Origin of the sequence: Roseomonas nitratireducens, assembly GCF_017813355.1 — a bacterium.
GTDB lineage: Bacteria > Pseudomonadota > Alphaproteobacteria > Acetobacterales > Acetobacteraceae > Neoroseomonas > Neoroseomonas nitratireducens.
Window position 1 is genome coordinate 145,993 of sequence record NZ_JAGIYZ010000001.1, and the last position, 24,743, is coordinate 170,735.

A 24,743-nucleotide genomic window follows, 5' to 3' on the forward strand; every position below is an offset into this window, starting at 1 on the left:
CCGCGCGCTCCTGGCGACCCCCTTCCTCCTCCTCACCCGCCCCGCCGCCGCCGTCACCCTCCCCGACCGCGGCCTGGCCCAGGGCGGCTTCGTGCTTGGCCGTGCCGCGCCCGGCACGCGGCTCGCGCTCGATGGCCGCACCGTGCGCGTCGCGGCCGATGGCGCCTTTGCCTTCGGCTTCGGGCGCGATCATGCCGCGACGTCGTCGCTGGCCGTGGTGCATCCCGATGCGCGGCGGGAGGAGAAGCGCCTGTCCATCGCGCGTCGCCAGTGGCAGGAACAGCGCATCAACGGCCTGCCGCCCGCCCAGGTGACGCCGGACGAGGAGACGCTGCAGCGCATCCTGCGCGAACGCGAGAAGCTCGCCGCGGCGCGCGCGGCGGACAGCGCGCTGACCGGCTTCGCGGAAGGCTTCGTCGCGCCGGCAACGGGGCGGATTTCCGGCATCTTCGGCAGCCGTCGCATCCTGAACGGCCAGCCGCGCCAGCCGCATTACGGGCTCGACTTCGCGGTGCCGACGGGCACGCCGATGCTGGCCGCGGCGGCGGGGCGCGTGACGCTCGCGGACTCCTTCCATTTCTTCGGCGACCTCGTGGTGATCGACCACGGGCACGGCGTGAACACGCTCTATGCGCATCTGTCGCGCATCGACGTCCGGGAGGGTCAGATGGTGGCGAAGGGCGAACGAATCGCGGCCTCCGGCGCGACGGGGCGCGTCACCGGGCCGCACCTCCATTTCTCGCTGTCCTGGTACCAGGTCTGGCTCGACCCTCAGCCGGTGGTGCTGCCGGCATGAGCACCTCGCTGGCCTGGAACGAACGCTACGCCGGCGGCGACTTCCAGTTCGGGGAGGCGCCGAACCTGTTCCTGCTCTCCCAGGCGCATCGCCTGCGGCCGCACATGCGCGCGCTGGCGGTGGGCGACGGGGAAGGGCGCAACGGGACGTGGATGGCGGAGCGCGGCCTCGACACGACTTCGGTGGATTGGTCCGAGGTCGGGCTCGCCAAGGCGCGCGCGCTGGCGGACCGGCGCGGCGTCGCGCTGCCGACGGTCACCGCCGACCTGACGCGCTGGGACTGGCCGGCGGCCGCCTTCGACGTCATCGCCTGGGTCTTCGTGCACCTGCCGCCGGAGGACCGCGCCATCGCCTGCGCCGGGGCGATGCGCGCGCTGGCCCCCGGCGGGCTGCTGCTGCTCGAATGCTTTTCCCCCGCGCAGGAAGGCCGGCGCAGCGGCGGGCCGAAGGACCCCGCGCTGCTCTGGACGCGCGCGCTGGTGGAGCGCCACTTCGCGGGGCTCGAGGTGCTGGAACTGCTCGATGGCACCGTCGCGCTGGATGAAGGCCCGCGCCACCAGGGGCTGGCGGAAGTGGTGCGCGCCGTCCTCCGCCGCGCCTGATCAGCCCTTCTCCCCCGCCACGCGCTGGATCGCCCAGGAGACGATCGAGACGACGATCGCGCCGAACAGCGCCGAGCCGAACCCCGCCACGCTGAACCCCGGCAGCAGCCAGGCGACCAGACCGAGCATCGCCGCGTTCACCACCAGCAGGAACAGCCCGAAGGTCAGGATCGTCAGCGGCAGGGAGAGGATCACCGCCACCGGCCGCAGCAGCCCGTTCACCAGGCCGAGCAAGAGTGCCGCGAGGATCAGCGTTCCCGCATCCCGCGCCGCCAGCCCCGGCACGAGCGCAACCGCGACCCACAAGCCGGCGGCGGTGACGAGGGTGCGGATGACGAAACCGGCCATGACATGCCCTGAGATTGCTGCGGTTGGCGTGCGCTGATACTGGGCACGCCGCATGTCATCCGCCACCCTCGCCGGCTGCGGCGCGCTGATTCTCTGGGCGTTTCTCGCCCCGCTCGCGCGGCTCGCCGGCGCGCTGCCGCCCTTGCAGATCACGGCGCTGGCCTTCGCCGCCGGTGGGCTGATCGCGCTCGTCGTCGTCGCGGCGCAAGGCCGGCTGTCGCTGATGCGCCAGGGCGGGCTCGCCTGGGCGCATGGCGTAGGCGGGCTGTTCGGCTACCACGCGCTGTACTTCGCCGCGCTGGCGCTGGCGCCGGCGGTGGAGGCGAACCTGCTCAACTACCTCTGGCCGCTGCTGATCGTGCTGCTGTCGGGGCCGATCCTCGGCCTGCCGCTCGGCCCGCGGCGGCTGGCGGGCGTGGCACTCGGCTTCGCAGGCTGCGCGCTGCTGGTGGGCGCGGGCGCGTCCTTCCCGCCCTCCGCGATGCTCGGCTTCGCCTGCGCCGTCGGCTGCGCGGTGGTCTGGGCGGTCTATTCGGTGACGTCGAAGCGCATGTCGTCGGTGCCGACCGAGGCGCTGGCTGGCTTCTGCCTTGCCAGCGCGCTGCTCGCCGGCCTTGCGCACCTGCTGTTCGAGGTATCCGTCGCGCCGGATGCGACGCAATGGCTGGCGGTGCTGCTGCTCGGCGCCGGGCCGCTCGGCGCAGCGTTCTTCCTGTGGGATGCGGGCATGAAGCGGGGCGACCCGCGGTTGCTCGGCACGCTGGCCTATGCGGTGCCGGTGGCGTCCACGCTGCTGCTCGTGGCCACGGGCGAAGGCGCGCTGACCTGGCGCGTCGCGCTTGCGGCGCTGCTCGTCGCGGGTGGCGGGTTGCTGGCGGCGACGGTGCGGGACGACAGCGCGATCAGATCGCACTGAATCCATGTGATCCCTAGGACCGCTCGTCGCTGACGATCCGCCCATCGACCAGGTGCACGCGCCGCGTCGCGCGGTGCGCGAGGTCCGCGTCATGCGTCACCACGAGGATCGCCCGCCCTTCCTCCGCCGCCAGCCGGCCGAAGATGTCGAAGACGGCGGCGGCGTTCTTCGTGTCGAGGTTGCCCGTGGGCTCGTCCGCCAGCACCAGCACCGGGTCGTTCGCCAGGGCGCGGGCGATCGCGACGCGCTGGCGCATGCCGCCCGAAAGCTGCTCCGGCAGCTTCGCCGCGGCGTCCGCGAGGCCGAGTGCCGCAAGCAGGCCGCGCGCCCGCGCCTCCGCCGCATCGGGCTTCAGCGCGCCGCGCCGGCGGATCGGGATCAGCACGTTGTCGAGCGCGGTGAACTCCGGCAGCAGAAAATGGAACTGGAACACGAAGCCGAGGCGTGCGAGCCGCAGCGCAGCGAGGTCCGGCGGCGCGAGCAGCGCGGTGTCGCGCCCTTCCAGCAGCACGCGCCCGCTGGTCGGGCGGTCGAGCAGGCCGAGCAGGTAGAGCAGGGACGACTTCCCCGAGCCCGAAGGGCCGGTGATGGCGACGAACTCGCCGGGCTCGACGGAGAGGTTGATGTCGCTGACGAGGGTGACGCCTTCCGGCAGGCGCTTCGTCACGGACTCCGCGGCGAGCAAGGTCATCGAAGCGTGCGGGGGAGGGGAACCTCCCCCGCCCCCCCTCCCTTCTTTGTCTTCTGGCGCCGGCCGCGGCCGTCAGTCCCCAACAGACAAAAAAAGGAGGGGGCTCGGGGGAGTTCACTCCCCCGACCTTCCCTCACGCCGCCCCCCTGACGATCTGCACCGGATCGAGCCGCGCCGCGCGTCGCGCCGGAATGACCGCCGCGATCGCCGCCGAAGCCACCGCGAAGAAGGACGCCACCGCGAAGATCCGCCAGTCCTGCGCCAGCAGGAAGCGGTCGTTGCCCGCCGGCGTCTCGGTGCGGAATCGTACCTGGCCTAACCCCTCGATCATCAGCTGCCCGATCAGGCAGCCGAGCGCCGCGCCGAGCAACCCGGCGATGACGCCCTGCACCAGGAACAGCACCTGCACGTCGCGTTCGGTGAAGCCGAGCGACTTGAGGATGGCGATGTCGCGCGTCTTCTCGAACACCACGGTCGAGATGATGTTGTAGATGCCGAAGGCCGCGACCAGCAGGATCGCGCCCGTCACGCTGTACATGATGGCGTTCTGGATGACGAAGACGGTGAGGATGTTGCGGTTCTGCTCCTCCCAGCTCTCCGTGCGGTCGCCGAAGCGGTCCTCGATCTCGCGCGCCAGCGGTTCGGCACGCGTGACATCGGCCAGCCGCAGCAGGATCTGGTTCACGACGTTCGGCCGGTCCTGCAGGGTCTGGTTGACCTTGAGCAGCGTGTAGCCCGCCGATTGGTCGAGGCTGACCAGGCCGGTGTGGAAGATGCCGACGATCTTCATCTGCAGCGCGACGCCGCGCGGGGAGACGGCGATGACCGAATCCCCCATCTGCACGCCGAGCCTGACCGCGAGCGCATCGCCGATGATCAGCCCGTTGGCTGCCGAGCGAAGATCTTCGAGCCGGCCCTGCAGCATGTCCTTCTCGAGATTGGCGACGCGGCGGTAGCGCGCGGGCTCGATCCCCGTGACGTTGATCGACACGTCGCGCGAGCCGTAGCGCAGCAGCACGGGCCCGGTGAGGATGGGTGCGACCGCCGCGCCGGGTATGGCTTCCAGCACCGCGATCTTGTCGCCCGCGGCGCGGATGCCGCGCGGGCGGTCGCGCGGCTTGACGCCGTTGATCTGCACCGCGCCGTCGGCCAGCGCGAGCTCGGCCGCCTGGGGCAGTGGGCGGCGCGTCTCGTCCTTGATGACGATGTGCGGCTGAACGTCGATGACCTGCTGGATGAAGTAGGTCTGGAAGCCGCGCATCAGCGACGCGATGGCGATGAAGAAGGCGACGCCGAGTGCGACGCCGAGCACGCTGACCAGCGTCTGGCGCCTGCGGCGGGAGAGCATGCCGCGCGCGAGGTCGAGGATGAGCCTCATGGCCTGAGGCGCACCTGCTGCCCGTCGGCCAGGCCCGCCGGCGGGTTCAGCACCACGACCTCACCGCGCGCGAGGCCGCGCAGCACCTCGACGGCGCGGGGGCCCTGCACGCCGATGTCGATCGCCCGGCGTTCCACCGTTTCCTGCCGCACGACGAAGACGCCGCCGTCGCGCAGCGCGGCGGGCGGGACGAGCACGGCGGCGTCGGTTTCCCGCAGCACGATGTTCGCCTCGACCGTCATGCCGATCAGCAGCGGCGTGTCGTCGGGCAGGGCGAGGCGCACGCGGTAGGATTTGCGTGTCGAATCGCCCTTGGGCGTGATCTGCGCGACGGTCGCGGCGAGCACCTGGCCGGGGAAGGCGTCGGCGCGCAGCAGCACGCGCTGGCCCTCGCGGACCTGGGCGATGTCCTCCTCGTCCACTTCCGAGGTGACGCGCAGCGGCCGCGGCTCGCCGATCCAGAACAGGGCCGCGGGGGTGTCCACCACCTCCCCCACCTCGGCGTCGCGGCGGAGCACGATGCCGTCCGAGGGCGCGCGGACGATGTAGTCGTCGAGGCGGCGCTGCGCGGCCTCGGCCACCGCGCGCACGGCGCGGGCCTCGGATTCCGCCCGGTCGAGCGCGGCGCGGGAAGCGATGTCGCGGGAGACGAGGGTGCGGACGCGGGCGAGTTCTTCCTGCGCGTAGCGGGCGCGGGCCTCGGCTTCCTCGGCGCGGTGCTGGGCTTCCCGGCTGTCGAGGCGGGCCATGGGCTGGCCTTCGGTGACGCGCTGGCCTTCCGCGACCAGGACTTCGGTGATGCGGGCGCGGACGGCGGGACCGACCTTGGCCCAGTGCACCGGCTCGACGCTGCCGGTGGCGTAGACGGCGCGGATGGCCGGGCCGGTGGTGGCCATGGCGATGGCCACGGCGGGCGGCATGGTCCACCAGACCCAGCCGCCGGTGGCGGCGATGGCGAGGAGGGCGAGCAGGATCAGGCGACGGCGCATATCACGGCATGGAGTAGCACGGTGGCCGGGGCCGCGCGCGTTGACGAAACACATGGTTGCATGGCGGGCGCGCGGGGGGTAGAGAGCGCCGCCCGTGCCGCGCGACCGCGCGGCGTGTCGGGGCCGGCATAGCTCAGTGGTAGAGCAACTGATTCGTAATCAGTAGGTCCGCGGTTCAAATCCGCGTGCCGGCACCATTCCCCGGCCCCTGGCCAAGCCGCCCGCATCCCCCTATCCATCGCGGGCAAACGCATCCCAACGACGGCAACGCCCCCATGACCACCACCGGACCCGTCACCCTGCGCTGGCGCGGCAACGGCAGCGCGCCCGAGACCGAGACCTTCCCCGACCTCGACGCCGCGCTCGACGCGGTCGAGGCGCGGTGGGAGACGCTGCAGCACCAGGCGCCGCAGATCCTCGACGCGCGGAAGATCCTGCTCATCAGCACCGAGCAGTTGAAGGACGCGATGGTCGAGGACGACGAGACGCCCGACGGCACCTGAGCCGCCGCGCCTCATCGCAGTGGCATCCGCGCCACCCACGCCGCGAGCCCCGCCGTCAGCAGCGCCGCCCCGGCGAAGACCGCGCCGTAGCCCACCGCGTGCAGCACCGCGCCGAAGGCCAGCGCCCCCACGCTCTGCCCGAGGAACAGCGCCATCGCGAAGGCGGACACCGCGGTCGCCCGCGCCTCGGGCAGCGCCTCGGTCGCGCGGGCCTGCAGCACGCCGTGGAACATGTAGAAGGCCATGCCGCAGGGCAGCTGCATCAGCGCGACCACCCACCAGCTCGGCGCCACCGCCATGCCGAGCAGCGCGAGCACCAGCATCGCCCCACCCGCCGCGACCAGGCCGCGTTCGCCCAGCCGCGCGACCAGCCTCTTCGCCGATCGCGTATAGGCGAAGGCGCCGAGCCCGAAGCCCGCCACCACCAGCCCCGCCTGCGCGGGGGACAGCGCGAAGCGCTCGATCAGGTAGGCGCCGATGAAGGGGAAGGCGCCGCCGAACAGCGCCGCGCCATCCAGCGCCGCGGCCCCCATCAGCCGCCGCCCCGCCGGGGCGCGCAGCAGCACCCCGTATTGCGAAAGCCCCAGCCCCCGCACCTTCCCTGACGGCGCCTCCGCCGGCGCGCGCCGCACCAGCAGCAGCCCGACGCCGAGCGCGAGCGCGGCCAGCAGCAGGAAGGACGCCCGCCACCCCGCGAGCTCCGCGACGATCCCCGACAGCGGCCCGACCAGCAGCTGCGCCATGACCATGCCGGTCAGGAACCGCCCGATCGTCGCCTGACGTTCCGCATAGGGCACCGCGTCGCCGATCCAGGCGATGGCGAGCGGAATGACCGCGCCCGCGACCAGCCCCGTCGCCGTGCGCAGCAGCGCCATCGACCCCGCATCCCAGGCCAGCGCCGACACCGCGAGCCCCAACCCGTAGAGCACCAGCGCCAGCGAGGCGACGCGCACCTTGCCGAACCGGTCGCCGAGCGGCCCGGTCACAAGCTGCCCCGCCCCATAGGCCAGGCTGAACCCCGCCACCACCGGCGCGAGCGCCGCGACCCCCACGCCGAAATCCGCCGCCAGCAGCGGCAGCAGCGGGTCCATCAGCCGCATCCCTCCGCCGGCGGCGAAGCCGGCCGCGGCGAGCAGGGGAAGAAGGGCAAGGTCCGGGCGCAAGCGCCCCATACGTCGCCGCCCCCGCCGCCGCGTCAAGACGCCGCCCCCGCTTTCGGCATAGGCTGGCGATGGAGGTGCCGAGATGCCCGACACACAGGATGGCGCGGACGACCCGCTCGCCGCGATCCTCGCCGCGACCGAGGACACGCAGCGCGCCGCCGCACCTTTGGCCGCCGGCGCCGAGGCCGCGGCGCTCGCCAAGGTCGAGACCGCCATCGCGCTGCTGCAATCGGCGATCCGCAACCATCCGCGCTTCGTGGCGCTGGAGGCCGCCTGGCGGTCGCTGCACCGCCTCGCCACCGCGCCGCACGACGGGCCGCTGGTGGTGAAGCTGATGCCGCTGACGAAGCGGGAGGCCGTGCGCGACCAGCGCGCGGTCCAGGACCCTGAGGACAGCGACCTCTGCACCCTTCTCTGGCATGAGGGCCTGGGCGGCGGTGAACCCTTCGGCCTGCTGCTCGCCGATCTCGAATTCGGGGCGGAGCCCGACGACATCCTCGCGCTGCGCGGCCTGGCCGCCGCCGGCGCCGGCGCCTTCGTGCCCGTGGTCGCGCATGCCGCGCCCGCGCTGCTCGACCTGCCCGACTGGGGCGCGCTGCCGGCGGCCGGCGGCCTCGCCCGCATCCACGAAGGCCCGCGCCACATTCCCTGGCGGTCGCTGCGGGAGAGCGAGGAGGCACGCTTCCTCGCCCTGGTTGCCCCGCGCGTGCTCGCCCGCGGCGGGGAAGGCGCGCCGCGCTTCACCGGCGGCGGCTGGGTGGTCGCCGCGCGCATCGCCGCATCCTTCGCCCGCGAAGGCTGGGGCGCGGCGATCGAGGGGCGGGAGGACGGCACCGAGCCCGGCCTGCCGCCGATCGGCCGCGTGCCCACCGAATGCGACCCGGCGGATGGGCAGGAGGTGGCGCTCGCCACGCTCGGCCTCACGCTGCTGGTCCCGCGCGGGGCGGACAGCGCGGTGCTGCGCATGGCGCCCACGCTCCATCGCCCGCCGCGCTTCCAGGCGGCGGCGGCGAACCAGGATGCCGCACTCGCCGCGCGGCTGCCCTGGGTGCTGGCGGTCGGGCGAATCCTGCACGGCGCCGCGCTCCGCGCGCGGGACGAACTGCGCGCCGGGCGCGGCGTGCGCGCGGCGGAGGCGGCGCTGAACGCCTGGCTCGCGACGCTGGTCGGCCCCGAGGCGCCGCTCGCCGAGGCCCGCGCCGAACTTCCCGCGGCGCAGGGCCAGCCGGGGGTGCATCACCTGGCGATCCGGCTGCGGCCGCATCTGCCGCAGGGGACGCCATCCGTCGCGCACAAGCTGGTGATGGCGCTGCCCTGACCCCCGGGGCCGGGCCAGCCGGCGCGCAGCCCTACCGCGCCACCCGCGCGGCCAGCTCCATCCCCACCGCCGCCACCGTTTCCGCCAGCAGGCGCTGCGCATCGGCCAGCGCCGGCGGATCCATCCCGCCCAGCCCGTCCCGCAGCCGCGACAGCGTCGCGACCAGGTCCCCCGCGCCATCGGAAGGCGCCGCCGGTTCCTCCCCCCGGAAGGTCAGCACCACGCCGAGGTTCCGCGCCTCGGGGCTGCCGGCCACGTCCTCGATCACGCGGCGGCGCATTTCCGGCTTGTTCTCGATCCGGCCGAGGTGATGCCGGTAGCCATCCTCGTCCGGCCAGCGGTTCAGGATGACCGTGTAGAGGTTCACCACGAACTCATGGTCGCTGCCGCCCATCAGGTCGGCACCGTCGATCTCCCGCATGCGCCCCGCGCCTCCGCCCGTCGCGGACGGATCAATCACGATAACGGAACGAAAATCAACGCCGGGCACTGAAGAAATCCTTCAGCAGCGCGGCGCATTCGGCTTCCCGCACCCCGCCCACCACCTCCGGCACATGGTGGCAGGACGGGGCGGCGAAGATCCGCGCGCCATGGTCCACGCCCCCGCCCTTCGGGTCGTAGGCGCCGAAGACGACCCGCGCGACCCGGAAGAAGGACGCCGCCTGCGCGCACATCGGGCAGGGTTCCAGCGTGACGGTCAGGGTGCAGCCGACCAGCCGCGGCGAGCCCAGCCGCGCGGCGGCGTCGCGCAGCACCAGCATCTCCGCATGCGCGGCGGCGTCGCGGCGCGCCTCCACCTCGTTGCCCGCGCGGGCCAGCACGGTGCCGTCCGGGGCGGTGAGGACGGCACCCACCGGAACCTCCCCCCGCAAGGCGGCGGCGCGGGCTTCCTCGAGCGCGATCTCGATCGGGGTCATGGGCGTGGACGCATGGCAGGGGCGGGCACACGCGGCAAGGGTTCCGGGGGCGCCGCTCGCCGGGGAGGCGCGGCCTCGCGCGCGCTGCGTCCGGGGGCGCCGCCCCCGGGCCCCCGCCGGGGAGGCGCGGCCTCGCGCACGTTGCGTCCGGGGGCGCTGCCCCCGGCCCCCCGCCGGGGAGGCGCGGCCTCCCCGGACCCCTGCGATTCATCCGCCCACGCCATCAGCCGACCGGGACCAGGCAACGAGGGATGGGGCGGCGGCGGGTCGTGTTGCGCAACAGGCGGACCGCCAGGCCGGCGATCTCCTCCCACCGCGCGTCGCCGGGATGCCTCGACGCGTCCCGCAGCACCGCCACCAGCGTTTCGGACAAATCCGGATCGGGGAAGTACCAGGACGGGCCGGGCAGCGCCCGATGGATGCGCAGGCGCCGCGCGAGGATGACCGCGGCGAGGCCCAGCAACCGATGGCAGCGGCGGAACACTGCGGCGATCCAGGACTGCATGCGGCGGATGGCCCGCGCCGCCCGCCGGCGGGCGGATTCCCGAAGCAACCGCGACCAGACCCCCGCATGGGCCCAGCGGCGGAACAGGCGATGGATGGTGGAGGTAGGACCATGGTCCGTGGAAACCCGCGACCAGGGGATGTCCGTCGTGGCGATCCGGAAGATGGCATCGAGCTTCCCGCGCAGGTCCACCACCGGCCGGCCGGCACCCGTGTTCCGCACGAAAGGGAGGAGGGCGGCGTATTCCTCCTCGGTCAGGTTGGACCAGGGGCGGGGGCGGGGACGGTGGCGACGCATGAGAGGGGGGCTCCGGCGGCGGGGGAAAGGGGCGGAGCGTAGAGGATTATTTTCCTTTTTGTCAAGATGAGAAGGTTGCCCCGGGGGCGCCGCCCCCGGACCCCCGCCGGGGAAGCGCGGCCTCCCCGGGCCCCTGCGGTCGGTCAGGCACTCGCGAGAAGGCGGGCGACGAGGTCGTCGAGGCGGGTGGCGACGCCGCTCCCGGCAAGGGCGGCGCGGATCGCCTTGCGGTGGACGGTGAAGTGGGCGCCGGGTTCCAGCGGCACGGCGGCTGCGACACGCTCCGCCTCGGCCGCCAGCGCGGCGAGATCCTGATGCAGCGAATTCTTGGAGTCGTAGAGCGGGATGGGGAGTTCCCACATCAGGTTGTCGAAGTCCCGCGCCCCACCCTGGCCACGCGACTGCATCGGCGCGATGGCGGCGCGGAGATGCTCGCTGTTGAGGATGGCGGTGAGATAGCGCGCTTCCGCGAGCGAACGAGCGGGGGCCCAATAGGCTTTGTGCTCGACAATCGCAGAAGTGTCCGTGACGACGACTGCCGCCATCAGTGTGCCGGACGCAGCGTAGAGAACGCGCGTACGCGAAGCTGGAAACTGCGCCGTGAGCTTTCGCATGTGGTCGAGTGAAGCAGTGAGCGTCATGCGCGGCCGGCCATCGACCGCCTTGGCCGCATGCGTTGCCCACTTGTACTCGACGTCGCTTAGCCAAGCCGACAGATTGCGATAGCCAGCCGATCGTGCCGCCGCCGAGTCGAGAAGATGGCCCCCTTCAAGCGGAATGACCGTGAGTTGCGGCTGTAGCAGGCGGAACGGCGCAAGGCTCTCTCCGAGCAGCATGGGGCGAAGGAACTCCTTCTCCACAGGCCCGCGCGGCGGCTCGATGTCCTTCCACGGTTTCTTGTCCTGCGGCCCGACCTTGCCTTCCACAGTCGGCGCCGCCGCCGAGGCGAGACGTCCCGCCGCGACACGATGCACGGCGAAGAAGCGGCGCGGAACGATGGTCGCGCCCTGCTTGAACCGCGCGCGATAGGGGCTTGCCGCGAGCAGCGTCGGCCCTGGCGGCCATTGCTCCTCCCCGATTGCCAGCGCCTTCGCCGCTTCCGCCGCCGTCGCATCCCGCCTTGGCAGGCTGCCGCTGAAGCGCAGCACCGTCGCGGGCGGCGGCACCTGCGGCGCGCGTTCGCCGAACAGCACACTCGCCGGTACCGGGAACAGCGGCTGGACCGTCTCGTCCAGGCTCCAGGCGGCGGTGATGCGCCCCTGCGCGTCCCGCCAATCCCCCGCGCGCAGCCCGGCATAGGCGGGACGGTTCAGGGCGGCATAGGGCATCACCACCGCGAAGCGCCCACCCTGGCGAAGGTAAAGCCGCACGGCGCGCGCGAGGAACAGGGCGCACAGATCCTGCTGCGTGCTCAGCACCCCGCCGACCCAGAGCCGCATGCGCTGGCTCGCGGATTTCAGCCGCGCCTGCATCTCGGCCGACAGGTGCCGATAGGCGACCCAGGGCGGGTTGCCGAGCAGCACATCGGCCCGCTGCTCGGGGCGGGAGAGCCAGAGCGGACGGACGAGGTTGCGGAACACATAGGGCCAGATGCCGTCGCGTCCCGCGCGATAGAGCGTCTGCAACTGGGCGAAGGTTTCCGCCATCGCCCGCGCATCCTGGTCGCGGACTCCAGGCAGGCGGGACAGGTCGCGCTCGATGCGCGCCGGCGTCGCCTCCTGCGCCAGCCCTTCCTGGATGGCGAGCAGCGCGGGTTCGAACAGCGACTGGTCCTCGGCGAGGCCGGCCGGAACGTGCAGCGGCGGCGAGTCCGGCACCGGCACCACCACGTCCCGCGTGTCGGCGACCTCGCGCAGGTTCCATTGCATGGCGTCGCCGAGGAAGACCGGCACGTGCAGCGTCGCCGGCCGCTGCGTGATGGACTTGCCCAGCGCCAGCAGCCAGGTGACGCGCGCGATGATGACCGCGACCGGGTGGACATCGACGCCGCGCACCTTCTCGGCGCAGAGCGCGACAGCGTCCGCCGGTGCCATGCGCTTCTTCCGGGCCTCGGCCAGCAGCCGGCGGATGGCGTGGAACAGGAAGGTGCCGGACCCGCAGGCGGGGTCGAGCACGCGCTGGCGCAGCGGGTCCGTCACCGCTTCCCGCACCACCTTCGCCGCGAGCCAGTCGGGGGTGTAGTATTCGCCCAGGTCGTGGCGCTGGTCTGGGTCGATCAGGCTTTCGTACAGCGCCTTGAGCAGGTCCACCTGCGCGTCGCGCAGCCGGAAGCGCCCGGCCTGCCGCGCGATGCGGGTGACGAGGTCCGCACCGCGGGAATCCTGCAGCACCCAGTCGAAGAAGTCGCTTTCGACGGCGCCGATGATGCCGTTCTGGACGAGCGCGGCGCCGCTGAGCAGCGCGTGCGGCGATTCCTCCTCCACATGCAGCACGCGCGCCGCGAGCGTCTTGGCGAGGATGGTCAGGTAGGTGTGCTGGAGGAACAGCGCGTCGTCCCCGACCGCCGCGCCATAGACTTCCCGCAGCAGGCCGTTCCAGAGGTCGCGCTTCAGCTTCACCTCGGGATGGTCGGCGAGCGCCGACCACAGGGTTTCCAGCGTGCCGAGTGCGCGGCGGTAGGTCAGGCTGTCCCGGCCGAGTTCGCGCGCGACGGTGACCGGCTCCGGCGGAAGGTCGTCGCGGTCCGCCACGGCGGGCGCGAGCCAGGCGAGCAGGGCGTCGGGTGCCGCCGGGTTGGTCCGGTGTTCCAGCAGCATCTTCATGCCGTCGTCGCGGAGCTCGTGCGCCTGGAAGGTCGCGCCGTCCGTCGCGATGCCGAGGAAGCGTCGCCCCGTGCGGCTTTCCCGTTCGCGCAGGTAGTCTGGCAGGCGGCGGATCACGTCCTGTTGTTCGCGCCGCAGGTCCGACTTGAATTCGAAGACGGTCGAGCCGAACAGCGCGTCGGCGCGGCCCGCAACTTCCGGAAGCCGCGTTTCATGCGTGACCGCGGCATAGGAGCAGCCGAGGCCCTGGGTGAGGATTTCGGTAAGCGCCACGCGGATCGGCTCGTGACCCGGCCTTTGGGCAAGGTGGGCGACGAGTTCCGGCAGGCGTTCCCGGCGCCAAAGTTCCGACATCGCAACAACATGTCGGGAGGCGTGTCGCTCGCGCAACGGCGTCTGGCGGCGACTCGGATCACAAGTCTAGGAATGCGGCATGGACGCGCGTGCCCAGGATCGCCAGCCAGACCTCTTCGCCGTCGCTGACGCGGCGGAGGTCGCGACGTTGCCCGCTGACCCGGACGACCGCGACCTGCTGGACCTTGCCCGGCGCGACCTCGATGCGATGCTTGCCTTGGCGCGTGGCGCCGCGCGCCTGCCCTGGGCGGACTACACCCAGGCCGCCGTCGCGGAACTGCGTTTCGACGGCCTGGCCGGCCACTTGCCCGAGGCCGAGGGCGCCGCGCTGCGCGCCGCCTTCGCCGCCGAGCTGGACCGCCTCTACGCCCTGGAGACCGAGCCCGAGTGATGGGTTCCGAGGGCCTTTCGGCCCTCGGCGGGCGGTCCGGAGGGCAGAGCCCTCCGGTTGCGCGGCCCTAACGGCCCCCGCCCTGGACGCGGCGCGCGCCGCAAGGCTAGGTCAACCCATGCGTGCGCGACCCATCATCGGCGTGACCCTGGATTCGGAGCCTGCCGGCGGCTGGTCGAAGCTGCCCTGGTACGCGCTGCGCCAGAACTACTTCTCCGCCGTCGTGGCGGCCGGCGGGCTGCCGGTGGCGCTGCCGCACGAACCGGCGCTGGCCGCGGCCTACATGGCGGAACTCGACGGGCTGCTGGTGACCGGCGGCGCCTTCGATGTCGATCCCGCGCTGTGGGGCGGCGGCGCGCCGCATCCCAAGGTCACGCTCAAGCCCGGCCGGACGGATTTCGAGATGGCGGCGGTGCGCGCGGCGCTGGCCGCCGACAAGCCCGTGCTCGGCATCTGCGGCGGGCAGCAGCTGCTCGCGGTCGCCTTCGGCGGCACGCTGATCCAGCACATCCCGGACGCTGTCGCGGGCGCCCTGGCGCACGAGCAGCCCAACCCGCGGACCGAGCCGGGGCATGAGGTGGCGATCGCGCCGGGCACGCTGCTGGCGCGCATCGTCGGGACGGCGCCGATGCGCGTGAATTCCGCGCATCACCAGGCGGTGGCGACGGCGGGCGATGGCGCGCTGGTGAATGCCGTCGCACCCGATGGCGTGGTGGAAGGCGTGGAGCATCCGGGCCATCGCTTCGCGCTCGGCGTGCAGTGGCATCCGGAATACGCGGTCGATCCGCGCGACCCGGCGATCTTTTCCGCCTTCGTGGAGGCCTGCCGGTGACCGAGGATTCGGACGACACCAGGCGCGGCGAGCGCATCGCGAAGTGGCTGGCGCGCGCCGGCGTCGCATCCCGCCGCGATGCCGAGAAGATGATCGCCGAGGGCCGCGTGAAGCTCGGCGGCAAGGTGGTGGAGACGCCGGCCACCTTCATCACGCCCGGCGACCATGTGACGGTGGACGACAAGCCCGTCGCGGCGGCGGAGCGCACGCGGCTGTTCCGCTACCACAAGCCCGCGGGGCTGGTGACGACGCATCGCGACCCGGAAGGCCGGCCGACGGTGTTCGAGAAGCTGCCGCCCGGCCTGCCGCGGCTGGTCAGCGTCGGGCGGCTCGACCTGACGAGCGAGGGGTTGCTGCTGCTGACGAATGACGGCGCGCTCGCGCGCAAGCTGGAACTGCCGTCCAACGGCTGGCTGCGCCGCTACCGCGTGCGCGTGCATGGGCGGGTGGAGGAGGCGGCGCTGGCGCGGCTCGCGCAGGGTGTCGCGATCGAGGGCGTGCAGTACGGCCCGATCGAGGCCGGGCTCGATGCGCGGCAGGGGACGAATGCCTGGCTGACCGTCTCGATCCGGGAGGGCAAGAACCGCGAGATCCGCCGCGTCATGGCGCATCTGGGGCTTGAGGTGACGCGGCTGATCCGCACCGCCTATGGCCCGTTCCAGCTGGGCGTGCTGCCGCGCGGCGCGGTGGAGGAAGTGAACGCGAAGGTGCTGCGGGACCAGCTGGGCCTCGATGCGCCGAAGCGGCTGCGGGAGGTGGCGCAGGCGCCGATGGTCGAGCCGCCGCCCGAAGGCCCGCGCCGCCCGCCGCGCGCGCGCAACGCCGGCAGCGGCCCGCGCCGCGCGGTGCGCGGCCGCGAGCGCCGCGGCCGCGACGAGTGATGCGCGGCGCCCGGCACAAGGAGCACCGGCCCACGGATCGAGGCGATGCCTCGATCCGCGAGCGCGAAGCGCGACCGCGCCCAGCCCGCCATCGTGCGTCGGCGCAACAGCGCACGGCGCGAAGCCAAGCCGCGCGGATGCGCGGCGCCCGGCGTCTGAGGGCATAGGCCATGCGCATCATCGCCGGGCGACATCGCGGCCGGAAGCTGATCGCACCGGCCGGCGACGCCACGCGCCCGACCGCCGACCGCGTGCGCCAGGCGCTGTTCGACATGCTGTGGCACGCGCCCTGGGGCGGGCGGATGGCGATCCAGGACCAGCTGGTGCTGGACGGCTTCGCCGGCACCGGCGCGCTGGGGCTGGAGGCGCTGTCGCGCGGCGCCGACCACGTGACCTTCGTGGAGAAGGACGCCGCCGCGCTCGCCGCGCTGCGCGCCAACATCGCCGCGTGCCGGGAGGATTCGCACAGCGCGGTGCTGGCGATGGACATCGCGCGCGTGCCGCGGGCGATGGTGCCGTGCGGGCTGGTGTTCCTCGACCCGCCCTACGGGCAGGGGCTGGTGCCGCGCGCCGTCGCGGCGCTGGAGGCCGCGGGCTGGATCGCGCCCGCCGCGCTCATCGTCGCCGAGACGGGGGCGGGGGAGGCGCTGGCGATGCCGGGCTACGAGGAACTCGCCGAACGCAGCCATGGCGCCGCGACCCTGCGCGTGCTGCGCGCGCCGGGGGTGGTGTGCTGAGGCACGCCTGCGGAGCCGCGCGTTCAGGCCAAGCGAAACGGATCGAGGCGGCGCCTCGATCCGCGAGGGCGAAGCCCGACCGCGCCCAACCTGCCCGCGGCGCCCCGCGCACCAGCGCACGGCGCACAAGCCAAGCGGCCGGACGGCCGCGCCGGCGCCTGAGGTCGACGAAGACTCCCCTCACGCACGACACGATCGGATCGAGGCGCAGCGTCGATCCGCGAGGGCGAAGCCCGACCGCGCCCAGCCTGCCCGCGTCGCCCCGCGCACCAGCGCACGGCGCGCAAGCCAAGCGGCCGGACGGCCGCGCCGGCGCATGAGGCAAGGAAATCTCCGCGCCGGCGCCTGAGGCAAACGAAGCCTTCCCCCTCACCTCCGCCCGAACATCCGCTCCAGCGCCGCCGCGTCCAGGCGCAGCACCGTCGGCCGGCCATGGCTGCAGGTCGCCGCGCGCGGCGTCGCTTCCATCTGGCGCAGCAGCGCGTCCATCTCCTCCGGCCGCAGCCGCCGTCCGGCGCGGATGCTGCCGTGGCAGGCGATCCGCGCGACGGCGGCATCCAGCCGGTCGCGCAGCGCCGCGGCGTCGTCGGTCTCGGCGAGCTGTTCCGCCAGATCCTTCAGCAGCGGCGCGGGGTCGGGCGCGCCCAGCAACGCGGGCAGCGCGCGCACCAGCACCGCGCCGGCGCCGAAGCCCTCGATCTCGAGCCCGAGCCGCGCGAGCAGGTCCGCCGCGCCGACCAGCCGTTCCGCATCGCCGGCCGGAAGGTCGACGACGGCGGGCAGCAGCAATGGCTGGGCGCGCACGCCGCCTTCGACCAGCTGCGCGGACAGGGCCTCATGCGTCAGGCGTTCATGCGCGGCGTGCTGGTCCACCAGCAGCAGCGCGCCGTCGGCGGCTTCGGCGACGATATAGGTGTCGAGGATCTGCGCCACGGCGCGGCCGAGCGGATGGGCCTCCGGCGCGCGCTCCGCCACCACTTCCCGCGCCGCTGGCTGCCCCGGGGTCGCGCGTTCCTCGAACATCGCGCGCGGCGCGGGCGGCGGCGCCGCGAGGCCGAGCGCGCGCTGCACCATCGGCGCGCCCGGCGGCGGGGCAAGCGACAGCGACGCCTCGGCGAAGCCCGTCGCGCGCATCGCCGGCGGCAGGGAGGGCACCGCCACGGCCGCGCCGGCGCCGACCGACAGCGCGCGGCGCAGCGCGGAGATCAGCGCGGACTTCACCTGCTCCCCGTCGCGGAAGCGCAGCTCGGTCTTCATCGGGTGGACGTTCACGTCCACGCTCTCGGGCGGGATGTCGAGGAACAGCGCGGCGGCGGGATGGCGCCCGGCCTCGATCACGTCGCGATACGCGACGCGCAGCGCCACGCGCAGCAGCGGGTCGCGCACGGGGCGGCTGTTCACCACCAGGTGCTGCGCCGCGCCGGTCGCGCGCGTGTGGGACGGCAGGGCGGCGAGGCCACGCAGGTCGAGCACCGTCGTCACCGCCTCGACCGGCACCGCGGCGGCGGCGAAGTCGGGGCCGAGGATCTGGCGGATCCGCGTCTCCCAATCCGCGGCGGGCAGGTTCAGCGCCTCGCGGCCATCCGTCTCGACGCGGAAGGCGACGCCGGGCCAGGCGAGGGCGAGGCGGCGCACCGCGTCGATCGCGTGCTCGGCCTCGGCGCGCGGATGGCGCAGGAATTTCCGCCGCGCGGGGGTGGCGAAGAACAGGTCGCGGACCTCGACGCGCGTGCCCGGCGCGCCGGAGGCGGGTGCCACGTCGGAGACGCGGCCGCCTTCCACCGCGATGCGGTGCGCGTCGCCGCCGGCGGGGCGGGAGGTGATGGAAAGGCGCGCGACGGCGCCGATCGAGGGCAGCGCCTCCCCCCGGAAGCCGAGGGTGGCGATGCGGAACAGCGTCGCTTCCTCGGGCAGCTTGGATGTCGCGTGGCGCTCGACGGCCAGGGCGAGATCCTCGGGGCCCATGCCGCTTCCGTCGTCCTCGACCAGGATGCGGTCCATGCCGCCGCCTTCGAGCGTGACGGCGATGCGGCGCGCGCCGGCATCGAGCGCGTTCTCCACCATCTCCTTCACCGCGGCGGCCGGCCGCTCCACCACCTCGCCGGCGGCGATGCGGTTGGCGGTGGTCTCGGGCAGGCGGCGGATGCGCGGGGGCGGCCCGGCCGGGGGCAGCGAATCCATGGGGCGAGATTAGCATGACGGGGGGCGAAGGGCTTCCTTCCGGCGGGGCGCGGGACGCGGCATGCTGCGCCGATGACGGACGACACCCATCGCCGCCCGATCGCGGCGCGCAACCTCGGCGTGACGCAGCGCATCGCGGCGGTGCTGATCGCGCGCGGGCCCTCGCCGAACGGGATTTCCCTGATCGGCATGGGGGCGGGGCTGGCGGCCGGGCTCGCCTTCGCGGCGACGGCCTGGTTGCCCGGCGCGGCCTGGCTGTTCTGGCTGATTGGCGCGGCGGGGGTGCAGGCGCGGCTGCTGGCGAACCTGTTCGACGGCATGGTCGCGGTGGGGCGCGGCGTCGCATCGCCGGTCGGGGAATTGTTCAACGAGGTGCCGGACCGGGTTTCCGACACCGCGGTGCTGGTCGGGCTCGGCGTCGCGGCGGGCGACGTGGCGCTCGGGCTGGTCGCCGCGCTGGCGGCGATGCTGACGGCTTATGTGCGCACCACGGCCCGGTCGGCCGGTGCGCCTTCGGATTTTTCCGGGCCCATGGCGAAGCAGCAGCGCATGGCGCTGGCGACGGCGGTGGCGGTGTGGTGCGCGGTGCTGCCGGCGGGCTGGTCCGGCGGCGCCTGGGCGCCCTGGGCGGTGCTGCTGGTGATCGCGCTGGGATCGGTCTTCACCGCCTGGCGGCGCCTCGCGCGCGCCGCGGCGGCGCTGGAGGCGGCGCGATGATCCGCCAGGGCGTCTTCGACCACCCGGTCACCATCGGCATCGTCGCCGCGACGGTGGCCGTGCTGCTGGTCGCCGCGGGCGTGATCGGCGCGATGACGGCGATGGGCAGGGGCACGCCGGAGCTGCGGCGGGAATTGTGGCTGCGGCTGGGATCCTGGTGCCTGCTGCTGCCGCTGATGATGGGGCCGGTGCTGCTGGGCCGCGAATGGGTGATCGGCGCGGTGACGCTGCTCGGCCTCGCCTGCCTGCGCGAATTCGACCGGGCGACGGGGCTTTTCCGCGAACCGCTGGTCGCCGCGCTGGTGGTGCTCGGCATCGTCGCGGTGAACTTCGCGGCACTCGATCATTGGTACGGGTTCTTCGTGGCACTTTGGCCGCTGACCGTCGGCGTGATCTGCATCGGGACGATCCCGCGCGACCGGCCTTCGGGATACGTGCAGCGCACCGCGCTCGGCATCCTCGCCTACATGCTGTTCGGCGCGGGGCTCGCGCACCTGTCCTTCATGGCGAACGATCCCGCCTATCGGCCGGTGCTGCTGATGCTGCTGACGACCGTCGCGCTGTCCGACGTCGCGGCCTTCACCTTCGGCAAGCTGATCGGCGGGCCGAAGCTGCTGCCGGCGACGAGCCCGAACAAGTCGATCTCCGGCGCGCTCGGCGCGCTTTGCGTGACCACGCTGCTGGTGGCGGGCCTTGCCTGGGCGATCTTTGCCGGCACGCCGATGGCGCAGCCGCATTGGCTGCTGCTGTTCGGGCTGATCGTGGGCATCGGCGCGCAGGCGGGGGACCTGATGCTGTCGTCCATCAAGCGCGACATCGGCATCAAGGACATGGGGACGATCCTGCCCGGGCATGGCGGGGTGCTGGACCGCTTCAACTCGCTGCTGCTGGTCGCCCCCGCCGCCTTCCACTTCATCCGCTTCTTCGTCGGCGTGGCGGAACAGCAGCCGGCGCGTCTGATCACGGGGGGCTGATGGATTTCCGCCTGCGCCCGGCCCGCGACCATGGGATGGAAGCCGCCGACCGGCTGCGCAGCCTGTCGCGGGAGAGGGGGCTGGGCAGCATCCTGCTGGGCGGGGCGTGGCGGCGCGTGCTGCGAGGTTATCTCGCCCTGTTCCATCGGCTGCGCGTGGAGGGGCGGGAGAACCTGCCGCCGCCGCCCTTCGTGCTGGTCGCCAACCATGCGAGCCACCTGGATGCGCTGGTGCTGTCCGCCGTGCTGCGGGGGGAGGCGGCGCGGCGCGGCCATGCCCTGGCGGCGGGCGACACCTTCTTCGGCTCGACGCTGTCCTCGGCCTTCGCCGCCTACGCCGTGAACGCGCTGCCGGTCTGGCGCAAGCGCACGCGGGCGAGCGAGATCGCGACGCTGCGGGAGCGGCTGGTGGAGGATGGGCTGGTCTACATCCTGTTCCCCGAGGGCACGCGCGCGCGGGATGGCGTGATGGCGGCCTTCCAGCCCGGCATCGGCGCGCTGGTGGCGGGAACGGAGGTGCCTGTGGTGCCGTGCTTCCTGGATGGCGCCTTCGCCGCCTGGCCGCCGCAGGCGCGCTTCCCCAAGCCCGGGCGCCTGCGGCTTTGGATCGGCGCGCCGCTGCGTTTCGCGGATGTCCCGGCGGGGCGCGCGGGGTGGGAGGCGGTGGCGGTGCGCTGCGAGGCGGCGGTGCGGGCGCTGGCGCGTTGACGTGGCCATTCACGTAGCACGCGGATCGCAGATTTTTGTTTTGATAAAGAATCAATAAAATAACGAAACTCCAAGAGGATCGTGGAGAGATTTGATGCTTTCCGAAGCAGAAGCCTTCGCGGAGCGGCTTCGCCGGATCTGCGACACCCATGATCGCGCGGAACTTCGCTCGTACGGACGGCAAGCTCTCATTGCGCGTGAGTTAGATGTTAGCGAGGAGACAAGTAGAAAATGGTTCAGTGGAGTTATGCGTCCGCGACCTGGCAAAATGAAAAGACTAGCGGAATTTCTTGGGGTTGATGAGGTTTGGCTTACGTTAGGCCGTGATCCAGACGTGAGTGCGCGAGAGCAGAGAATTTTAGCAAAAAATGCGAGTGGAGCTGCGTATTTTATTCGTGGATTTCTTGAAATGAGCGGAGCCTCAACATCTGTTCGAAGTCAAAGAGACAACAGAGAATATATTGATTTTTTTGCAACAATCAATGGAGATCAGGTAGGTATCTTTGCGGCTTTCGGCCGAGAATTAAATAATAAGTATATTGTTCAATTTCCTGCAGAGCATCACGAACTAAGAATTCTTGCTGTGCTTGCGGATAGATCAGAGTTTTGTATATTAGATATGTCATCGGAATTTTTGGATCGATTTTCATCACGAAAAGCGGGGGACAGGGCTGTCGATATTGAACGTTCTACCCAAGGAGAATTTGTCACAGGCGGCTATATATGGCCGAGATTGAGGCCGGGAAAGCTTCCAAAGCCATAGTCTGCTGCCTGAAGTTGACGGCGGTGTTGACGAGACAACTACAGTAGCGGTGTCCGAGAGTCTGGGTTCCGAGGGCCTTTCGGCCCTCGGCGGGGGAGTGCGAGGGGGCGGCGCCCCCTCGTGGCGCTACACGGGCGCGAGTGCGCGGTGTTCCCCCGCGGGGATGTCGACGCCGATCGCATCCCCGACCCGCAGCGTCCCGCCGCGCAGCACCACGCCCATCACCCCCGCCTTGCGCACCAGCGTGCCGTCCGGCGCGCGGTCCAGCACCGCCTGCATCAGCCCGGGTTGGAAGCGGTCGAGCTGCGCGCAGGGGTTGCGCAGCCCTGTCACTTCCACGATGGCGCTGCCGCCGAGCCGCAGCCGCGTCCCCGTCGGCAGGGCGAGCAGGTCGAGCCCTTCGGTCAGCACGTTCTCGCCGATGTCGCCGGGCCGCACGGTGAAGCCGCGCGCGGCGAGTTCGCCCAGTAGTTCGGCGTGCAGCAGGTGCACCTGGCGCAGGTTCGGCTGCGTCGGGTCGCGCGCGACGCGGGACCGGTGCTTCACCGTGACGCCGGCATGGGCATCCCCTTCGACGCCGAGGCCCTCGAGGAGCGTGATCTCCTCGACAGGTTGCTTGGAAAAACGATGCGCGCCGTCCCGCGCGACGGCGAGGATGCGCGCGGTCATGCGCGAAGAGCCGCGAGGGTCGCCGCCGTCGCCGGGTCGGCCACGCTGCCTTGGCCTTCCAGCGCCGGCAGGATGCCGCCGGCGAGTTGCTTGCCGAGTTCCACGCCCCATTGGTCGAAGGGGTTGATGCCCCAGAGCGCGCCGAGGCAGGCGACCTTGTGCTCGTAGAGCGCCACCAGCGCGCCGAGGGCGAAGGCATCGAGCCGCGGCAGGAGGATGAGCGTCGAGGGACGATCGCCGGTGAAGACGCGATGGGGCGCGAGTGCGGCGATCTCGGCCTCGCTCCGCCCGGCCGCGCGCATCTCGGCCGCGACGGCCTGCGCGTCCTTGCCGCGCAGCAGCGCCTCGGCCTGGGCGAGGCCGTTGGCCAGCAGCTTGCGGTGGCTGTCGGCGTGCGGATGGTCGGGCGTGGCGACGAGGATGATGTCGGCGGGCACCGGCACGGGCGCCTGGTGCAGCAGCTGCATGAAGGAATGCTGGGCGTTGGTGCCGGGTTCCCCGAACACCACCGCGCCGGTCGCGCGCGGCACGGGCGTGCCATCCGCGCGCACGCCCTTGCCGAGGCTTTCCATTTCCAGCTGCTGCAGATGCGCGGCGAAGCGCGACAGGCGTTCGTCATAGGCGAGCACGGCGCGCGCGGGGTAGCCGAGCGCGTTGACGTGCCACGCCTCGGTCAGCGCGAGCAGCAGCGGCAGGTTGTCGGTGGGCGGCGCGGCCAGCGCATGCGAATCCATCGCGCGCGCGCCTTCGAGCAGCCGGTCGAAGGCGGGCACACCCAGCGCAAGGGCGAGGGAGAGGCCGATCGCGCTCCACAGGCTGAAGCGCCCGCCGATCCATTCGTGGAAGCCGAAGACGCGGTCGGGCGCGACGCCGAAGGCGGCGGTGGCCGGCAGGTTGGTGGACAGTGCCGCGAGATGCGCCCCCGCGCCGGCTTCGCCGAGCGCATCGACGAGCCAGGCGCGGGCGAGGGCCGCGTTCGCCATCGTCTCCTGCGTCGTGAAGGTCTTCGACGCCACCAGGACGAGGGTGCGGGCGGGATCGAGGCGCGCGCGCATCTCCTCCCACGCATGGGCGTCGACATTGCCGAGGAAATGCGCGCGCAGCGGCGCGGCCGGCGTCCAGAGAGCGCGCGCGGCCATGGCGGGGCCGAGATCCGATCCGCCGATGCCGATGTTGAGCACGTCGGTGAAGCGCTGCCCGGTCGCGCCGCGCGCGGTGCCGTCGTGGACGGATGCCGCGAAGCCGCGCATGCGGGCGAGCGTGCCCTGCGCGTCGCGCCAGAGTGCGACGAGTTCGGGCGTGCCTTCGGGCTGCGTCGCCGCGCGCAGCGCCATGTGCGCGGCGCCGCGCTCCTCGGTCACGTTCACCAACTCGCCGCGCGCCATGCGGGCGAGGAAGCCCGGCGCGTCGGCGGCGCGCGCGAGGGCGAGCAGCGCATCCAGCGCGGCGGGCGCGATGGCGGTGCGGGAGACGTCGAGGGTGAGGCCCGCGCCGCGCCGCGTCATGCGCGCGGGACGGTCCGGATCGGCGGCGAACAACGGCCGGATGGCGGCCGCGCCCGGCCGCCGCCCGAGGGTTTCGACCGCGGCCCAGGCCGCCTGGATGTCAGCGTCGTTCATGGGCTCATCCTGGCACGGGGCTGGAAGATCGGCACGGGGGCAGCACATCAGGGGCATGTGGCCGCGCCGTGGCATCGTCGCCCTGCTGCTCGCCCCCGCCGCGGCGCGGGCGGAGCGCTTCTCGCCCGTGACGGACGCGCAGCCGGAAGGCGCGGCGCTGGTCGCGCGGCTGCAGGCGGGCGGGATGGTGCTGTTCTTCCGCCACGCCGACACGCGGGGCGAGCCGTGCGACCGCAGCTTCCGGGTGGGCGACCGGGCGGGGCAGCGCAACATCTCGCCCGCCGGGCGCGCGCAGTCGCGGCGGATCGGGGAGCGGCTGGCCGCGCTGCGCATCCCCGTCGCCTTCCCGGTGCTGGCGGGCCCGGTCTATCGCGCGCGCGACACGGCCGAGGAAGCCTTCGGCGCGGCACGGGTGCGCGTGACTGACAGCCTGCTCGCGGATGATTTTTCCGGCCCGCGGCTGGACTGGGTGCTGGCGGAACATCGGCGCCTGTTCTCGGCGCCGGTGCCGCGGGGGGAGGTGCGCGTGCTGGTCGGGCACCGCACGCCGACGATCATGGTGGCGGGCGATGCGGTCGGCGGGAGGGCGTTTCCGGAAGGCGGCGCGCTGGTGATCGAGCCGGGCGGGGCGGAAGGGTTCCGCGTGCTGGGGGTGCTGGAGCTGGCGGGGCTGGCGGGGGGTGGGTTTCACGGGTGTTGAGGGCGAGACTCTCTCGCCGCGTGCGACACGAAA

Annotated in this window: 26 protein-coding genes and 1 tRNA gene; 15 read left to right on the top strand and 12 right to left on the bottom strand. The window is 72.7% G+C overall.

Going from position 1 to position 24,743, the window contains the following annotated elements; all coding sequences use genetic code 11:
* Positions 1-91: 91 nt before the first annotated feature.
* Positions 92-796, top strand: a complete 705-nt coding sequence (locus J5Y09_RS00590; protein ID WP_342451368.1) for a M23 family metallopeptidase — start codon at positions 92-94, stop codon at positions 794-796.
* On the top strand, positions 793-1,398 hold the full coding sequence (locus J5Y09_RS00595) for a class I SAM-dependent methyltransferase (RefSeq protein ID WP_209349770.1): 606 nt from the start codon (positions 793-795) through the stop codon (positions 1,396-1,398). The genes J5Y09_RS00590 and J5Y09_RS00595 overlap by 4 nt, the downstream gene beginning before the upstream one ends.
* On the opposite strand, the gene J5Y09_RS00600 is transcribed toward J5Y09_RS00595, so the two are convergent.
* Positions 1,399-1,746 (bottom strand): phage holin family protein, encoded by a 348-nt coding sequence (locus J5Y09_RS00600; RefSeq protein ID WP_209349771.1) that lies wholly within the window; start codon positions 1,744-1,746, stop codon positions 1,399-1,401.
* Positions 1,747-1,798: 52 nt separating this feature from the next.
* Between J5Y09_RS00600 and yddG the strand changes: the two genes are divergently transcribed.
* Positions 1,799-2,662 carry an aromatic amino acid exporter YddG gene (gene yddG / locus J5Y09_RS00605; RefSeq protein ID WP_209349772.1) on the top strand — a complete coding sequence of 288 codons (864 nt, stop codon included), beginning with the start codon at positions 1,799-1,801 and terminating at the stop codon, positions 2,660-2,662.
* A gap of 13 nt (positions 2,663-2,675) precedes the next feature.
* Here yddG and J5Y09_RS00610 read toward each other — a convergent pair whose 3' ends face one another.
* The 3 genes from J5Y09_RS00610 to J5Y09_RS00620 all read right to left on the bottom strand — a co-directional run bounded on the left by J5Y09_RS00610 (position 2,676) and on the right by J5Y09_RS00620 (position 5,720).
* Positions 2,676-3,353: an ABC transporter ATP-binding protein gene (locus J5Y09_RS00610; protein ID WP_209349773.1), complete on the bottom strand. Its 678-nt coding sequence runs from the start codon at positions 3,351-3,353 to the stop codon at positions 2,676-2,678.
* Positions 3,354-3,486: 133 nt separating this feature from the next.
* Positions 3,487-4,731, bottom strand: coding sequence for an ABC transporter permease (locus J5Y09_RS00615; protein ID WP_209349774.1), 1,245 nt, complete (start codon positions 4,729-4,731; stop codon positions 3,487-3,489).
* The gene (locus tag J5Y09_RS00620) at positions 4,728-5,720 is read right to left on the bottom strand and encodes an efflux RND transporter periplasmic adaptor subunit (protein ID WP_209349775.1); all 993 of its coding nucleotides are present in this window, start codon (positions 5,718-5,720) and stop codon (positions 4,728-4,730) included. The genes J5Y09_RS00615 and J5Y09_RS00620 overlap by 4 nt, the downstream gene beginning before the upstream one ends.
* A 122-nt stretch (positions 5,721-5,842) precedes the next feature.
* On the opposite strand from J5Y09_RS00620, the gene J5Y09_RS00625 reads away from it, so the two are divergent.
* Both J5Y09_RS00625 and J5Y09_RS00630 read left to right on the top strand, forming a co-directional pair.
* Positions 5,843-5,917, top strand: a tRNA-Thr gene (locus tag J5Y09_RS00625).
* 78 nt (positions 5,918-5,995) lie between these two features.
* Positions 5,996-6,223: a hypothetical protein gene (locus J5Y09_RS00630; protein WP_209349776.1), complete on the top strand. Its 228-nt coding sequence runs from the start codon at positions 5,996-5,998 to the stop codon at positions 6,221-6,223.
* Between the two features lie 11 nt (positions 6,224-6,234).
* Here the strand turns inward: J5Y09_RS00630 and J5Y09_RS00635 are convergent, their stop codons facing one another.
* Complete coding sequence (locus J5Y09_RS00635) at positions 6,235-7,395, bottom strand: MFS transporter (protein WP_209349777.1); 1,161 nt, start codon at positions 7,393-7,395, stop codon at positions 6,235-6,237.
* A 73-nt stretch (positions 7,396-7,468) separates the two neighbouring features.
* Between J5Y09_RS00635 and J5Y09_RS00640 the strand changes: the two genes are divergently transcribed.
* Positions 7,469-8,704: a type VI secretion system contractile sheath domain-containing protein gene (locus tag J5Y09_RS00640; RefSeq protein WP_209349778.1), complete on the top strand. Its 1,236-nt coding sequence runs from the start codon at positions 7,469-7,471 to the stop codon at positions 8,702-8,704.
* A gap of 31 nt (positions 8,705-8,735) precedes the next feature.
* Here J5Y09_RS00640 and J5Y09_RS00645 read toward each other — a convergent pair whose 3' ends face one another.
* The 4 genes from J5Y09_RS00645 to J5Y09_RS00660 form a co-directional block, all read right to left on the bottom strand.
* Positions 8,736-9,125, bottom strand: a complete 390-nt coding sequence (locus tag J5Y09_RS00645; RefSeq protein ID WP_209349779.1) for a DUF4214 domain-containing protein — start codon at positions 9,123-9,125, stop codon at positions 8,736-8,738.
* 55 nt (positions 9,126-9,180) lie between these two features.
* Positions 9,181-9,621 (bottom strand): nucleoside deaminase, encoded by a 441-nt coding sequence (locus J5Y09_RS00650; protein ID WP_209349780.1) that lies wholly within the window; start codon positions 9,619-9,621, stop codon positions 9,181-9,183.
* Positions 9,622-9,844: 223 nt separating this feature from the next.
* Positions 9,845-10,423: a transposase gene (locus J5Y09_RS00655; RefSeq protein WP_209349781.1), complete on the bottom strand. Its 579-nt coding sequence runs from the start codon at positions 10,421-10,423 to the stop codon at positions 9,845-9,847.
* A gap of 143 nt (positions 10,424-10,566) precedes the next feature.
* Complete coding sequence (locus J5Y09_RS00660) at positions 10,567-13,458, bottom strand: N-6 DNA methylase (RefSeq protein WP_209349782.1); 2,892 nt, start codon at positions 13,456-13,458, stop codon at positions 10,567-10,569.
* Between the two features lie 160 nt (positions 13,459-13,618).
* On the opposite strand from J5Y09_RS00660, the gene J5Y09_RS00665 reads away from it, so the two are divergent.
* From J5Y09_RS00665 to rsmD, 4 genes are all read left to right on the top strand, one after another.
* Complete coding sequence (locus J5Y09_RS00665; RefSeq protein WP_209349783.1) at positions 13,619-13,930, top strand: hypothetical protein; 312 nt, start codon at positions 13,619-13,621, stop codon at positions 13,928-13,930.
* Between the two features lie 118 nt (positions 13,931-14,048).
* A complete protein-coding gene (locus J5Y09_RS00670) occupies positions 14,049-14,762 on the top strand; it encodes a gamma-glutamyl-gamma-aminobutyrate hydrolase family protein (protein WP_209349784.1) in 714 nt (237 codons plus the stop codon).
* Positions 14,759-15,643 (top strand): pseudouridine synthase, encoded by an 885-nt coding sequence (locus tag J5Y09_RS00675; protein WP_209349785.1) that lies wholly within the window; start codon positions 14,759-14,761, stop codon positions 15,641-15,643. The genes J5Y09_RS00670 and J5Y09_RS00675 overlap by 4 nt, the downstream gene beginning before the upstream one ends.
* Positions 15,644-15,813: 170 nt before the next feature.
* On the top strand, positions 15,814-16,380 hold the full coding sequence (rsmD, locus tag J5Y09_RS00680; protein WP_209349786.1) for a 16S rRNA (guanine(966)-N(2))-methyltransferase RsmD: 567 nt from the start codon (positions 15,814-15,816) through the stop codon (positions 16,378-16,380).
* 369 nt (positions 16,381-16,749) lie between these two features.
* Here rsmD and mutL read toward each other — a convergent pair whose 3' ends face one another.
* A complete protein-coding gene (gene mutL, locus J5Y09_RS00685; protein WP_209349787.1) occupies positions 16,750-18,561 on the bottom strand; it encodes a DNA mismatch repair endonuclease MutL in 1,812 nt (603 codons plus the stop codon).
* A 72-nt stretch (positions 18,562-18,633) separates the two neighbouring features.
* On the opposite strand from mutL, the gene J5Y09_RS00690 reads away from it, so the two are divergent.
* From J5Y09_RS00690 to J5Y09_RS00705, 4 genes are all read left to right on the top strand, one after another.
* On the top strand, positions 18,634-19,278 hold the full coding sequence (locus J5Y09_RS00690; protein ID WP_209349788.1) for a CDP-alcohol phosphatidyltransferase family protein: 645 nt from the start codon (positions 18,634-18,636) through the stop codon (positions 19,276-19,278).
* On the top strand, positions 19,275-20,252 hold the full coding sequence (locus tag J5Y09_RS00695; RefSeq protein ID WP_209349789.1) for a phosphatidate cytidylyltransferase: 978 nt from the start codon (positions 19,275-19,277) through the stop codon (positions 20,250-20,252). Before J5Y09_RS00690 ends, J5Y09_RS00695 begins: the two co-directional genes overlap by 4 nt.
* On the top strand, positions 20,252-20,959 hold the full coding sequence (locus J5Y09_RS00700) for a lysophospholipid acyltransferase family protein (protein ID WP_209349790.1): 708 nt from the start codon (positions 20,252-20,254) through the stop codon (positions 20,957-20,959). The genes J5Y09_RS00695 and J5Y09_RS00700 overlap by 1 nt, the downstream gene beginning before the upstream one ends.
* A 94-nt stretch (positions 20,960-21,053) precedes the next feature.
* Positions 21,054-21,722, top strand: a complete 669-nt coding sequence (locus J5Y09_RS00705; protein WP_209349791.1) for a helix-turn-helix domain-containing protein — start codon at positions 21,054-21,056, stop codon at positions 21,720-21,722.
* Between the two features lie 126 nt (positions 21,723-21,848).
* On the opposite strand, the gene J5Y09_RS00710 is transcribed toward J5Y09_RS00705, so the two are convergent.
* Together J5Y09_RS00710 and pgi are read right to left on the bottom strand one after the other, a co-directional pair.
* Positions 21,849-22,391, bottom strand: coding sequence for an MOSC domain-containing protein (locus J5Y09_RS00710; RefSeq protein WP_209349792.1), 543 nt, complete (start codon positions 22,389-22,391; stop codon positions 21,849-21,851).
* Positions 22,388-24,010 carry a glucose-6-phosphate isomerase gene (gene pgi, locus J5Y09_RS00715; RefSeq protein ID WP_209349793.1) on the bottom strand — a complete coding sequence of 541 codons (1,623 nt, stop codon included), beginning with the start codon at positions 24,008-24,010 and terminating at the stop codon, positions 22,388-22,390. Before pgi ends, J5Y09_RS00710 begins: the two co-directional genes overlap by 4 nt.
* 55 nt (positions 24,011-24,065) lie before the next feature.
* Here pgi and J5Y09_RS00720 point away from each other — a divergent pair, with 55 nt between their 5' ends.
* Positions 24,066-24,710 (top strand): histidine phosphatase family protein, encoded by a 645-nt coding sequence (locus J5Y09_RS00720; protein WP_209349794.1) that lies wholly within the window; start codon positions 24,066-24,068, stop codon positions 24,708-24,710.
* Positions 24,711-24,743: the final 33 nt, after the last annotated feature.

Bases quoted from the DNA above. Each gene is read 5' to 3' on its own strand.
- J5Y09_RS00650 (WP_209349780.1), bottom strand. From the start codon at position 9,621: ATGACCCCGATCGAGATCGCGCTCGAGGAAGCCCGCGCCGCCGCCTTG.
- J5Y09_RS00620 (WP_209349775.1), bottom strand. From the start codon at position 5,720: ATGCGCCGTCGCCTGATCCTGCTCGCCCTCCTCGCCATCGCCGCCACC.
- J5Y09_RS00655 (WP_209349781.1), bottom strand. From the start codon at position 10,423: ATGCGTCGCCACCGTCCCCGCCCCCGCCCCTGGTCCAACCTGACCGAG.
- J5Y09_RS00705 (WP_209349791.1), top strand. From the start codon at position 21,054: ATGCTTTCCGAAGCAGAAGCCTTCGCGGAGCGGCTTCGCCGGATCTGC.
- J5Y09_RS00690 (WP_209349788.1), top strand. From the start codon at position 18,634: ATGACGGACGACACCCATCGCCGCCCGATCGCGGCGCGCAACCTCGGC.
- J5Y09_RS00710 (WP_209349792.1), bottom strand. From the start codon at position 22,391: ATGACCGCGCGCATCCTCGCCGTCGCGCGGGACGGCGCGCATCGTTTT.
- J5Y09_RS00700 (WP_209349790.1), top strand. From the start codon at position 20,252: ATGGATTTCCGCCTGCGCCCGGCCCGCGACCATGGGATGGAAGCCGCC.
- yddG (WP_209349772.1), top strand. From the start codon at position 1,799: ATGTCATCCGCCACCCTCGCCGGCTGCGGCGCGCTGATTCTCTGGGCG.
- J5Y09_RS00640 (WP_209349778.1), top strand. From the start codon at position 7,469: ATGCCCGACACACAGGATGGCGCGGACGACCCGCTCGCCGCGATCCTC.
- J5Y09_RS00670 (WP_209349784.1), top strand. From the start codon at position 14,049: ATGCGTGCGCGACCCATCATCGGCGTGACCCTGGATTCGGAGCCTGCC.
- J5Y09_RS00595 (WP_209349770.1), top strand. From the start codon at position 793: ATGAGCACCTCGCTGGCCTGGAACGAACGCTACGCCGGCGGCGACTTC.
- J5Y09_RS00635 (WP_209349777.1), bottom strand. From the start codon at position 7,395: ATGGGGCGCTTGCGCCCGGACCTTGCCCTTCTTCCCCTGCTCGCCGCG.
- mutL (WP_209349787.1), bottom strand. From the start codon at position 18,561: ATGGATTCGCTGCCCCCGGCCGGGCCGCCCCCGCGCATCCGCCGCCTG.
- J5Y09_RS00695 (WP_209349789.1), top strand. From the start codon at position 19,275: ATGATCCGCCAGGGCGTCTTCGACCACCCGGTCACCATCGGCATCGTC.
- J5Y09_RS00600 (WP_209349771.1), bottom strand. From the start codon at position 1,746: ATGGCCGGTTTCGTCATCCGCACCCTCGTCACCGCCGCCGGCTTGTGG.
- J5Y09_RS00630 (WP_209349776.1), top strand. From the start codon at position 5,996: ATGACCACCACCGGACCCGTCACCCTGCGCTGGCGCGGCAACGGCAGC.
- rsmD (WP_209349786.1), top strand. From the start codon at position 15,814: ATGCGCATCATCGCCGGGCGACATCGCGGCCGGAAGCTGATCGCACCG.
- J5Y09_RS00610 (WP_209349773.1), bottom strand. From the start codon at position 3,353: ATGACCTTGCTCGCCGCGGAGTCCGTGACGAAGCGCCTGCCGGAAGGC.
- J5Y09_RS00615 (WP_209349774.1), bottom strand. From the start codon at position 4,731: ATGAGGCTCATCCTCGACCTCGCGCGCGGCATGCTCTCCCGCCGCAGG.
- pgi (WP_209349793.1), bottom strand. From the start codon at position 24,010: ATGAACGACGCTGACATCCAGGCGGCCTGGGCCGCGGTCGAAACCCTC.
- J5Y09_RS00720 (WP_209349794.1), top strand. From the start codon at position 24,066: ATGTGGCCGCGCCGTGGCATCGTCGCCCTGCTGCTCGCCCCCGCCGCG.
- J5Y09_RS00665 (WP_209349783.1), top strand. From the start codon at position 13,619: ATGGACGCGCGTGCCCAGGATCGCCAGCCAGACCTCTTCGCCGTCGCT.
- J5Y09_RS00645 (WP_209349779.1), bottom strand. From the start codon at position 9,125: ATGCGGGAGATCGACGGTGCCGACCTGATGGGCGGCAGCGACCATGAG.